This is a genomic window from Aliterella sp. E5.1 (assembly GCF_057473825.1).
The window spans coordinates 1-12,197 of record NZ_JBYCCV010000049.1; the positions used below are offsets into that span (position 1 = coordinate 1).

Consider the following 12,197-nt stretch of genomic DNA (forward strand, 5'->3'; position numbering starts at 1 on the left):
ATAGGAATACTTCTGTATCACCATTTGAACTGCTAACGCCCGTTTTAGTTCTCTGGGATCGCGCTTGCTATCGATGAAATCGCTCAGAGCTGTTATTTCCACTTGACTGTTCTTTAACAACATCTATCTTCAAGTATATTCTTAACTCCTCTATTTTCACATATGATTCAGGATTGCTATAGTTGAGGATAAACAGATGGCTAAGTACAGTAGACATTGCGATTCAAAGAAACAAGCACAATTCTATTTTAGGGGGGCGGGCATCTCAAGAACTGAGCAAAAACAAATCAATCAAATGCTAGGCAGAGGAATTCTTGGGGTACTTGCTTTTGCTGTGGTTGCTAGTATTTTTGCCAGACCTAATGAGCCTACTGCGACTTACCTAACTTCTGAAGAAATAGCAGCAAGTCAAATTCAGTCGGAAAAAGCAGCATATCAAAATCAAATAAATCAAACCGTTAACGATTGCAGCAGCGCTTTAGACGCTTTGAGCCGCCACGAACAGACTGGCTCAATCGGAATCTCCTCGGATGAATTTGTTAGCCGCCAAGTTCAGTTAATTAATCTCAAAGAGCAACTTTGCCGCTAACCCAACCCACTACTTTTAACATTCATCCGATTAATATCCGCCATGAAAAGTTGCTCCCCCTCCCGTGTAGGAAAGGGGTTTAACTCGAACTAAGAACCAGACTTTGCTGCGCCTTCGCCACCTTCTTGAGAAGGAGTAGAATCACTTGAAGCTGCATCAGTTTTTGCCTGAGTATTCTTTGCCTCAGAACCACTGTAATAGCGCCACTCCCAATTTAGAATCTCCGGCATATCTTCGCCATGCTCGGTAATATATTGCTTGTGTTCGATCAGTTTGTCATGCAACATCTGTTTGACGTGCGCGGCGGTGTATTTAAGTTTGGGTACGCGATCGATCGCATCATCTACCAAGCTAAAACGATCCAATTCATTCAACACCACCATATCAAAGGGCGTAGTCGTTGTTCCTTCTTCTTTGTAGCCCCGGACATGAAGATTGTGGTGATTTGTGCGCCGATAAGTAAGGCGATGAATTAACCAAGGATAGCCGTGAAAAGCAAAGATAATTGGCTTATCTGGAGTGAAGATAGAATCAAAATCTTTATCGCTCAAACCGTGCGGGTGTTCGCTTTCTGGTAGAAGCTTCATTAAATCGACTACATTCACCACTCGCACTTTAAGATCGGGGAAGTTTTGGTAAAGCAGATCCACCGCCGCCAAAGTCTCCAAAGTTGGCACATCACCCGCACAAGCCATGACGACATCCGGTTCTACCCCTTGATCGTTACTCGCCCAACCCCAAATTCCAATCCCTGTGGTGCAGTGCTTAATTGCCGCATCCACATCCAAATACTGCAAAGCTGGTTGCTTTCCGGCAACAATTACATTGACGTAGTTACGGCTACGCAAACAATGATCGGTTACAGATAGCAGAGTATTGGCATCCGGGGGTAAATACACCCGAATCACTTCTGGATTTTTGTTCATCACATGATCGATAAAGCCCGGATCTTGATGAGAAAAACCGTTATGATCTTGTCGCCATACGTGAGAAGTAAGCAAATAGTTGAGCGAAGCAATGGGTCTACGCCAAGGAATATGACGAGTAGTTTTCAACCACTTGGCGTGTTGATTGAACATAGAATCAATAATATGGATAAAAGCCTCGTAGCAAGAGAAAAATCCATGTCTCCCGGTGAGCAAATATCCTTCTAACCAGCCTTGACAAGTATGTTCGCTCAAGATTTCCATAATCCGACCATCAGGCGCTAGGCGATCGTCTTCGGGAAGGATTTGAGCCGTCCAAGTGCGATCGCTTGCTTCAAATAAAGCATTTAGGCGGTTGGAAGCCGTCTCATCAGGACCCATAACCCGAAAGTTGCGGCTTTCAAGATTTTGCTTCATCACATCGCGTAGAAACTCGCCCATAATGCGGGTAGCTTCGGCGATTACTGTCCCCGGATTATCAACTTCTACAGCGTAGTCGGAAAAATTGGGTAACTTTAAACCCTTAAGCAGCAATCCACCGTTGGCGTGAGGATTAGCCCCCATACGGCGGGTTCCTTGGGGTGCTAAAGCTGCAAGTTCTGGCATTAATATCCCATTTGCGTCAAACAGTTCTTCGGGTTTGTAGCTTTTCATCCACTGTTCGAGCAACTTTAAGTGTTCGGGCTTAGTTGCCATTTCAGCAAAAGGCACTTGATGCGATCGCCAATAATCTTCAGTTTTTTTGCCATCAACTTCCTTGGGCCCCGTCCAACCTTTGGGCGACTTCAGCACAATCATTGGGTACTGGGGACGGATTGTATTGCCATTAGTCCGAGCATCGTGCCAAATTGCTTTAATATCGGCGATCGCTTTTTCTAAAGCTAGTGCCATCAATTGGTGCATGGCTTCCGGTTCTGATCCTTCTACAAAATAGGGCTTGTAGCCGTAGCCAATAAGTAAGCTTTCTAATTCCTCATAACTAATTCGCGCCAGCACCGTAGGGTTGGCAATTTTGTAGCCATTCAGGTGCAAAATCGGTAAAACTGCGCCATCACCTGCGGGATTAAGAAACTTATTGCTGTGCCAGCTAGTAGCTAAGGGACCCGTTTCCGCTTCCCCGTCACCAATAACACAAGCAACAATCAGATCTGGGTTGTCAAAGGCTGCGCCGTAAGCGTGAGAAAGGGAGTATCCAAGTTCCCCCCCTTCGTGAATTGAGCCTGGGGTTTCTGGGGCAACATGACTAGGGATGCCGCCAGGAAAAGAAAATTGCTTAAATAGTTTTTGCATTCCCTCATAATTAGAGGAAATATGAGGGTAAACCTCGCTATAAGTCCCCTCTAGATAAGTATTCGCAACTATTCCAGGTCCACCATGACCGGGACCAGCTATATAAATTACGTTCAGGTCTTGGGCTTTAATCAGGCGGTTGAGGTGGACGTAGATAAAGTTCAACCCTGGGGTTGTTCCCCAATGACCCAAAAGCCGGGGTTTGATGTGTTCAAGCTTGAGGGGTTCGCGTAGTAAAGGATTATCTAGCAAATATATTTGACCGACGGATAGGTAATTTGCTGCCCGCCAGTAAGCGTTGATTTGATGCAGTTCTTCGGTACTTAGGAGCCGTGTCTGTGGGATTGTTACTACCATAATTGAGCGCTGTTGTACTGTAGATTTGCTCTGCTAGGTTTATAGTAGTTACTCCTACAAAAAATTGCTTGCTTTTAGTTAGCCCTCATTGTCGTCATGTCCATAAGCCTGCCAAGCTAGTTCTACCAAGGCGTTAATAATGGCTGTGGCTACTACTGCACTGCCTTTGCGTCCATCAATCCGAATGTGGGGAACGTTGGAATCATTTAAGCGTTGTTTGGCTACATCCACGTCAATAAATCCTGCGGGTGTACCAATTACTAAAGCGGGTCTAATTTCTTCGCCTTCAATTAATTCCAACAGTGCTGTTAATGCGGCTTGCCCTTGACTGACAACAAAAATTGCTTCAGGATACCTTCTAGCTAAAGTTTCAATCTCCCAATCGGTGCTAGTCGAGTGGTCTTTTTGACTCCAATTATGAGCATCTACGCTGCAATACACGGGATTTGCAAAAGTTTTTTGAATATGAGATGTAATGCCTACTTGTACCATAGGTACATCGACAATAACGGTACTACGAGCAGCTAAAGCGGCGGCTCCGGCAGGCAATGCGCGATCGCTAAACTGAATTAAAGACTTATATTCAACGTCCCCAGTGGCATAAATTACCTGTCGGACTATTTCGTACTGAGCGGGTGAAAACCCATAATCGCCAATTTCACGGTCAATTAATGCCAAGTTTTGCGCATCGGTTAGCTGCCATTCCATTTGAATTCGGTGAGGTGTGAAGGGAATACTTGGAAGCAAAAGCAAGCTTTATCCTTCCGCCCTTATCCTACCCTGTAGGAGCGTTAAGATCTATACTTGCTAATAGAGGTTCTGCCAATATTTAAAGCCAATATGTGCAGAACTAGCAGATGCAATAATATCAAAGCTTAATGTTTGACATAAACGTCGCTAAGAGGAAATCTTCGTATAACCTAATAATTAAAGCAAGAGATAATCAAAACTAAGTCACCTTGCAAGGCTTTATGTAGTCTTATAGCGCTGCTTGAAATTCTAATTGAATAAAATTAAGAATAACTGCAAAAGCAACAATTAAACTAGCTTTTTTTGGCTTAGTTGCAGTCATGTTAAAAATATATCTAATATTGTAGTTATTAGCCATTAATAAACTATAATCTCTAAATAAATATTTTAATAATTATCAAGCTTTAATCAACAGTTTTGTACTTAAACTTGCTTTTATTAGCTAATTGCTAGAGCGCTTATACTATTAAAGCAATTGCTCTATTTTCTTCTAAGCTAGTGAAAAATTACTGCAAGATCCGCAAGAAATTCAAGTTCAAGTAAAAAATTAGAGCTTTTCTAGCAGTAGCATTTGTATTAAAAAATCTTGAATAAGAAGCGATTACTTATAAAAACTCAAAAGTAAAAGCTAAGAGTTAATACGGAGTAAGCAGTATAATTGACCTCTATTTTAATACTTAGTTACTGAGGATATTACTTAATCAATTTGCATGGGTTTAGTCAGCAAGGATAGAATTGCTAAATGATTTGTGGTAAAAGATGCCTTGCAGTATCTAATTATTAGCGTTCATTGTAAGTTTTTACGCCAGATGTTTATTTTAATAGTAAAACATCAATCCAATTTTATTAAGTATTATTTGTTACTATTTTTTTAACCAGTTGTGAGAAGGCAGAGAATCTAAAGAGGAAGCATTAAAAAATGTTTAATATTTAATGGAAATGAGCGAGCAGTTGTGTTTGTTTAGTAAAATCCTCAAATAGAACTAGACAAGTTTCCTAAGACTATAGTAAATTATTCTTTAATATCTTTCTAGCAAAGTCATACTTATAACATTTTCTATAGTAGAATAAGCAGGAAAGTAAATTTTGCTCCTTATCGTCCTTACATACATATTTCTTGCTTAAAAAAATATATATCAATAGGTTTAGATTTTCGGAGATTATGCACTGCCAAAAGTAGAATTATAAGGTTTAATTTTTGGTATTAAAAGTTGCAAACTTAAGGTAGCTTAAAATTTGTTTGAAAAAAGTATACTTGAAAGCCGTTGAAGGATTGAGTTTTTGCTACTTTATAGCATACCTTCTCTGTAAAGAGAGCAAATCAAAACTTCGGAAATGAAATTATGGCTAAGTGAATGGAAAAAAGAGTTCGCCACACTACAAAAAGCCGTTTTTTATCATGAGAATATAAAAAGGATTACTAGAACAGTAAACAAATTAACTGCTTTTGATAGCTGAAGTTATAGTAATAATTATCAATTTTCCTTAAAAAAGCAGGCTAAGTCAATAGCGGCTCAAATATTCGCAAACATTGCTCAGGGAGTAGAATATGACTGTTTATTTCGATGCTTCAACAGGAAAAGATTTCAAGTTTTCAACGTTGATAGAGCTGCTGTGTTACAGAGCGCAAACTCTACCCGACCAAACGGCTTACACCTTTTTGCAGGATGGGGAGACAGAAACAAGCACTCTGACGTATCAGCAATTGGATAGACAAGCACGAAAAATAGCAGTTAAGTTAAAAAGTATGAATGCTGCTAATTCTCATGCTTTGTTGCTCTACCCACCAGGGTTGGAGTTCATTACTGCCTTCTTTGGGTGCTTGTATGCTGGAGTTGTAGCTGTCCCTGCCTACCCGCCCCGACCTAATCAAAGTATGGGTAGATTGCAGGCAATTATTACTGATGCTCAGGCAACGATCGCACTTACTACTGACCTCTGGTTTAGCAACATCCAAAAACGTTTTACTGACAATCCAGAATTAAGTCAGTTGCAGTGGTTACTTACAGATGATATTGCTGACGATTTAGCGATCGCATGGCAAGAGCCAATTGTTACCAGTAATACTCTAGCTTTTCTTCAGTACACATCAGGCTCTACAGGAACCCCAAAAGGTGTAATGGTAAGTCACGGAAATATTTTGCACAATTGTGATTTAATCCACAAAAGCTTTGGTGATACGCCCGAAAGTATGGGTGTAAGTTGGTTGCCGTCGTACCACGATATGGGATTAATTGGCGGAGTGTTGCAACCCCTGTATATTGGTGCGCCGATAGTATTGATGCCAGCATTAGCTTTTATTCAAAAGCCAGTGCGTTGGCTGCAAGCTATTTCCCACTATAAAGCTACTACTAGCGGCGGACCTAATTTTGCTTATGACCTTTGTTTGCGTAAAATTACCCCAGAACAACGAGCAAATCTTGACTTAAGTAGTTGGGAAGTGGCTTTCACCGGAGCGGAACCTGTGCGCGCCGAAACACTAAAGCAATTTGCCGCGACTTTCGCATCTTGTGGGTTCCGCGAGGAATCCTTTCACCCCTGCTATGGAATGGCAGAAACCACCTTGCTTGTCTCTGGAGGCTTGAAAACGGCTAACCCAATTATTCGCCAAGTTTCTAGGACAGCGCTTGAAGTCAATCAAGTTATGGCGACTAGCAGCGAACAAGAAGACTCTTGGGCAATTGTCGGCTGCGGTCAAAGCTGGTTAGACCAAAAAGTTTTAATTGTTGATCCTGACTCCTTGACCTCGCTTCTAGATAATCAAGTGGGAGAGATATGGGTGTCTGGTCCAAGTGTTGCTCAAGGTTACTGGAATAAACCTCTTGAAACAGAGCAGAATTTTCATGCTTATCTAGCTACAGGTGAGGGACCATTTCTGCGGACGGGAGATTTAGGATTTTTGCAAGCTGGCGAGTTGTTCATCACAGGCAGGATTAAAGACTTGTTGATCGTCCGCGGTCAAAACCATTATCCCCAAGATATCGAACTGACGGTAGAACAGAGCCACCCAGCACTAAGACCTGGTTGTGGGGCAGCGTTTACAGTAGATATCAAAAATGAAGAACGTTTAGTAGTTATTCAGGAAGTAGAGCGCAATTACCTACGTAAGCTAAATGTAAAAGAAGTAGTAAAGAGTATTCAGCAAGCTGTAACAGCTCAGCATTCTTTACAAATTTATGCAACAGCACTGGTTAAAACTGGCAGTATTCCCAAAACATCGAGCGGTAAAATTCAGCGCCATGCTTGTCGGACTGGTTTTTTGGCTGGAAGCTTGAATGTGATTGAAGATTGGAGTGAGAATCCTCAAGGTAAAGCCAAGTTCATGCATCTACAAACAGAAGTTGAATCATTGCTAAAGGAACTATCAACTGGCAAGTAGAGCAATTAGGAGTCGTCTTTTTTGGCGTTGTACGAGTTAGAAAAATTGGCGAATATAATTTAGCGACAACATCAACAGCCCTGCTTCTGTAGCAGGGCTGTTTCATTTTAAAAAGGAGAAAAGACGCTGGAGGTTATGACCCTAGCGTCGTCAAATAGTGCAAGTTGGAAAACAACCAGGTCACAAATTCTACAACCTTTAGCTAAAATTTCTCTCCCACAGTTGGGAGAAGGGGCTGGGAAATGAGGCAAATCTTCCATTGATGCCAGAGATTTATTCAATTCGATTGCTAATTGTATCCCTTCGATTTTGCTTTCTACCTAACGCATACTTAATTCAGCAAACCCTCCGTAATATCTACGATACATCTAATCAAAGAATCGCCTATATTGAGCATTATGGTAAAAAGAAGCAAGTATGCCTAGTATCGCTCTCGATCAAATTACAATTGGTATCAATCGCCGTCCCCTTAAAGATGAAAAAGTTGCTGAGTTGATGGAGTCCATCAAAACTAATGGTTTATTAAACGCGATTGTATTAGACCAAGAACTAAGATTGATTGCGGGTCTTCATCGGCTGACAGCCTATAAATTGCTAGGATTCAAGGAAATTGAATGTAATATCATTCCCTGTAAAAATGTTGAACAAGCCCGTTTAGCAGAAATTGATGAAAATTTAATCCGTAGCGAGTTAGATGCTTTAGAGCGCAGCGAACTCTGGTTGGAGCGCGATGAACTACTGCAAAAACTAGGGTTGCGGGCAAAACCAGGAGAAAATCAATATACTCGCAAAGGTGGTGAAATTATTTCACCACCTCTAAAAACTACTTTTGATTTAGCTAAAGAAGCTGGATACACTCAGCGCAGCTTTCAACTAGGTAAACAGATTGCCAGAAGTATAGTTCCAGAAGTAAAAGAAGTAATTAGAGGCACACCAGTCGCCAAAAGTTCTACAGCCTTGCTTAAAGTAGCACGATCTGGAAGCAAAGAGGCTGAGAAAGCAAAACAGGCAGCGATGGCAGCCCAAGCCGCGATCGCTAAACAAGAACACGAAGAAGCCAAGCGGCAAACTCAGCTAGTAATTGAGGCTAAAGCTGAACAAAAGCAATTGCAGTTGGTAGCGCTCAAAGACGTTACAGCAAAAAAAGTCGCTAAGTTAGCGGTCAAAACAGATACACAGAAAGTTGAACGCCAAACATCTAGTGCCAACCAACCGACGGTACAAACCGACGATGAGTGGATATTAGCTCGAAATCTAGTCTATTGTGGGAATACTTCTAGCGATAAATTTATAAATTGCCTTCCAGGTCATGCCGCCCTAGCGATCGCAAGTTCCTTATCTTCTTGGGAGTTCGATTACTTAATAGACGAGGCGCGTGTTGTTGCTGTCCTGTGCTTAGAAGGATATATTCACGGGCTTTGTAGCCGCCATCAGATGCCCTTCAGATATGAGTTGATACTAGGCAATATATACGTTGCCTTCTTTTCTCATCAGCCCATAGTCAAACCCCAACAGCCCGTTGGTATCAATGGAGTAGAAGCAATAGTAGCGTACTTAATTAGTTTGTATACCAGTGTAAATAGTTTTGTCGTTGCGCCTTTTTTGGGGCAAGGTGAAGTGCTGATCGCTTGCGAAAAGATGGGACGGGTATGCTTTGCTGGGGATGAAGATCCTCAACTCGTAACTCGTGCGATCGCTCGATGGCAAAACTGGACTGGAAAACAAGCCCAAAAAGCCGTTACAGCTTAATAATCGAGACTAATGAAAAGTAAAGTTTTGATCGTTGCTTCAGAGTGCTATCTAGCAATGCAACGACGTTAAGCTCAACTTTTGTTGAGATGGCTGATGCTCAAAAAGCTAGTAGTAAGTTAAATAAAATATCAAATGGGTTATATAAGCATTTAATACTCGTCTACTCTATATATCAGCCTAAAGAGATACTCTTTCTAAAGTAAGTGTGTATTTATAAATACATCCATACTTTACACCTAAGTACAGGTCTGCAACAGAAAAGCTTTTGTCATATGATTAAGCCAAAAGCCGGGGACTGAAATTTAACCAAATTATCCAAGCTGCAAAAGAATAGTTTTAATAATCAATGGGGCTGCGTCAGTCTCTGGGTGTATTTTTTTGATAAAAAAGTATTTATTACTTTTTTATATTAGCAATTATGGAAAAAGTATCAAAGATCACTTGATAAAAATAACTAAGCATTCTAATATGATACGAAATGTTCAACACACAAATCCACGTTAATATTAAAAACTAATTAATTGCGTGACGAACTAAAGTAAATTTGACTGCTAGATATCGGCAACTTGTTGGCTTTCAATCTCGTAAAAGCTAGCTAGACTGCGTCAGGCATTGAAGCCTAATCATTGGCTCCACAAAGGATTGCAAAGTAGTGAATTAAGAGCGGTTGTAAACCATAAAACACTAAATCTTACAAGTAAATGGGAGCTAATATGACATTTATTAAAGTTGGAAATATTGTCCTTAATACATCATACATTGCTGTGGTTAAGCTGAAAAATGGAGCTACATCAGGAGAAGACAGTCTTTCTCTTTTAGTAGCTATGCCAAAATTTATCGTCCTCGATCGAGAATCAATTACTTCAAATCCCTATCACTATGAATGGATGGAGTTTAGGGGTAGTGAAGCAAAAGCTTTACAGGATTACTTCAGTAGTTTTAACAACGCCCTCGACCTCATTCCCTCCTATCAAGAGTTAGCTTCTGTATAAAAATCCCTCCGTAGTTGCGATCGCGATAGTAGTAGATTCTAAAAATACTTGGTTACTAATGCAACTAACAAAATTATTCAAAGCTAACTGTAAGTTTAGTCATTTACCCAAGAGTCAAATAAGGATAATCGGCTCTGACTAAATAGTACGCAAAACGTTGCTAGCTAAGTGTTAGTGCGGAAACTTAAAGGCAGATTCAATCGCTTTATGTAACCGACGTTTCTTAGTCATGAGCGGGTAAAAGCAGTCAAAAAAAATTGAAAATTGTGATCTAAAAGATGGAAATTCAAAATCTTCAAGATAGTCCGGCGACTAGCAGCAGCGCCATAAAAACAGACACTACCAAACTCCTGACGGCAGATGAAATTCAAGCTTGGATAGTGTCTTACCTCGCTCAACTACTAGAAATTGACTCAGACGAAGTTGATGTGACAATGACTTTCGACCAATATGGTTTAGATTCTTCAACGGCAATTGGCATGACAGGCGAACTCGAAGATTGGATGGGCGAACAGCTAGACCCAACTCTACTCTACGACTACCCCACAATTAAATCTTTGGCTCAAGAACTAGCCAAGGAATCCAAAATGCAAACAAGTAGCTCTCAATAGTAGCAAGTCTCCCCGCTCGCAACTAGGTGGGGACAAGCCTAGTAGAAATATCCATCAAGGTTTTTAAGCTTCTTAGGAGAAAATCATGGTAAGTACTGCTGAAGTAATAGAAAACAATGAATCTTCGCCGGAATCTAAGGTGAAAAAGCACATCAGAATTACGGAAATCAACTATAAACGCAATATTGATTCCGACTACACTGAGAAAATAGAAGAACTAGACAAAAGTTTTACTTACAGTAGCAATAGCGATCGCTATTGGAGTCCACCGGAGCTTTCTACCTTATACGGTACGCCGCTCTACGAACAAACTACTCCCACCCAAAAACTAGCTCTCAATCACCTTTACTGGGCAACACAATACAACCAAACTGCGGCTACGGAAGCTAATGCCGTACTCTATAATCAAGTCACTGCTGGCGTTTTTTCTGCCCTTAAGGGCTACGATACCCTTTGCCAAGAGCTAGATCTAGAAACAGCACAAGAACGCCACCACATTCATGCTTTTCATACCATTGGTTACAAAACAAAGAAGGCGCTTTTAGGTCAAACTGCGTTTAGTGCGCCTCTGCAAGGAAAGTTACAGAAATCGGCTAAAAATGGATTAGCAGCCAAACAAAAATCGCAAAATTTCTTTTCCTTTGACTTGCAAAGTTCGCCCATGTCGGCATTTCAAGACTCAGCTTTTCGGTTTATCACCAATAAAGTGATGCTCAAAAACCAAGCCCAGTATTATTCGCAGTATTTACGAGCCTTAGAGGAAAAAGGTGAATTTATCCCGGCGCAGACGACAGGTTTATTAGGACAAATAGCGCCAAAACCGCTACTAAAATTCTTTACTTTGAACTGTGGAAGTTCGCCCTTTTTAGCTTGCGTGTTTTACGTCACGCGCTTTTTAGCTAATATGCTGCTCAAAAATTATGAATACCGCTACGTGCAACACTACAGGGAATTAGAAAAGAACGGCGAATTTATTCCTGTGCCAACTGCCGTATCCTACAATCATTTGATGGATGAATCTTTTCACACTACTACGTCTGAGCTTATTGCTCAAGATTTGTACAAAGATTTTTCCAAGCCTACAGCCTATGAGAAGTTTATCGCCAATGCCACAATTTACCGAGCGCAAGGTGTGGGGTTAAGCGGACTTTCGGGCGGATTACCAGGGATATTTCGTACAGATGATTCTTTCCTCCTCTCGTTTTACAAGTTGCTACAGTCTCCTGTATTTAATATGTCTGATCGAGAAGCACTTTATTGGGTAGAGCAGTGCTTTTGTAACGAACACGAAGGTTTTTACCTAAATCTTAAGTATCACGGGCGGCTCCTAGCTGATTTACGGCGGTTCTTTTTAGACATGGTTTATTTATGGCCAGTCAACCGCGAACTCAAGCTTATGGCTTCAGGAGGCTCGATCGAGCAGGCAATTAGAAGTAATACTAAGGCTTTTGAGCAATTTTCTCGCTCTGTTGCTTAAAAAATTGCTGTTGGCAACGGAAAATCTACTTCGATAGGCGATAACTTTTCAGGAAAAAAGCGATCGCCTTTACA

8 protein-coding genes are annotated in these 12,197 nt (G+C 41.0%); 6 read left to right on the top strand and 2 right to left on the bottom strand.

Annotation, left to right across the window (positions count from 1 at the left end):
• Nucleotides 1–196 precede the first annotated feature (196 nt).
• Nucleotides 197–589 (top strand): hypothetical protein, encoded by a 393-nt coding sequence (locus AC2VE5_RS15540; protein WP_486888642.1) that lies wholly within the window; start codon nucleotides 197–199, stop codon nucleotides 587–589.
• Nucleotides 590–678: 89 nt separating this feature from the next.
• Here the strand turns inward: AC2VE5_RS15540 and AC2VE5_RS15545 are convergent, their stop codons facing one another.
• On the bottom strand, nucleotides 679–3,162 hold the full coding sequence (locus AC2VE5_RS15545) for a phosphoketolase family protein (RefSeq protein ID WP_486888643.1): 2,484 nt from the start codon (nucleotides 3,160–3,162) through the stop codon (nucleotides 679–681).
• 78 nt (nucleotides 3,163–3,240) lie between these two features.
• On the bottom strand, nucleotides 3,241–3,870 hold the full coding sequence (locus tag AC2VE5_RS15550) for a precorrin-8X methylmutase (RefSeq protein ID WP_486888659.1): 630 nt from the start codon (nucleotides 3,868–3,870) through the stop codon (nucleotides 3,241–3,243).
• A 1,591-nt stretch (nucleotides 3,871–5,461) separates the two neighbouring features.
• Between AC2VE5_RS15550 and AC2VE5_RS15555 the strand changes: the two genes are divergently transcribed.
• The 5 genes from AC2VE5_RS15555 (at nucleotide 5,462) to AC2VE5_RS15575 (ending at nucleotide 12,123) form a co-directional block, all read left to right on the top strand.
• Entirely contained in the window at nucleotides 5,462–7,291 is a 1,830-nt protein-coding gene (locus AC2VE5_RS15555) for a fatty acyl-AMP ligase (protein ID WP_486888644.1), read from the top strand.
• A 417-nt stretch (nucleotides 7,292–7,708) separates the two neighbouring features.
• Nucleotides 7,709–9,040 carry a ParB N-terminal domain-containing protein gene (locus tag AC2VE5_RS15560; RefSeq protein ID WP_486888645.1) on the top strand — a complete coding sequence of 444 codons (1,332 nt, stop codon included), beginning with the start codon at nucleotides 7,709–7,711 and terminating at the stop codon, nucleotides 9,038–9,040.
• A gap of 716 nt (nucleotides 9,041–9,756) precedes the next feature.
• A complete protein-coding gene (locus AC2VE5_RS15565; RefSeq protein WP_486888646.1) occupies nucleotides 9,757–10,035 on the top strand; it encodes a hypothetical protein in 279 nt (92 codons plus the stop codon).
• Between the two features lie 278 nt (nucleotides 10,036–10,313).
• On the top strand, nucleotides 10,314–10,646 hold the full coding sequence (locus tag AC2VE5_RS15570; protein WP_486888647.1) for an acyl carrier protein: 333 nt from the start codon (nucleotides 10,314–10,316) through the stop codon (nucleotides 10,644–10,646).
• An 85-nt stretch (nucleotides 10,647–10,731) separates the two neighbouring features.
• A complete protein-coding gene (locus tag AC2VE5_RS15575; protein WP_486888648.1) occupies nucleotides 10,732–12,123 on the top strand; it encodes a hypothetical protein in 1,392 nt (463 codons plus the stop codon).
• Nucleotides 12,124–12,197 lie beyond the last annotated feature (74 nt).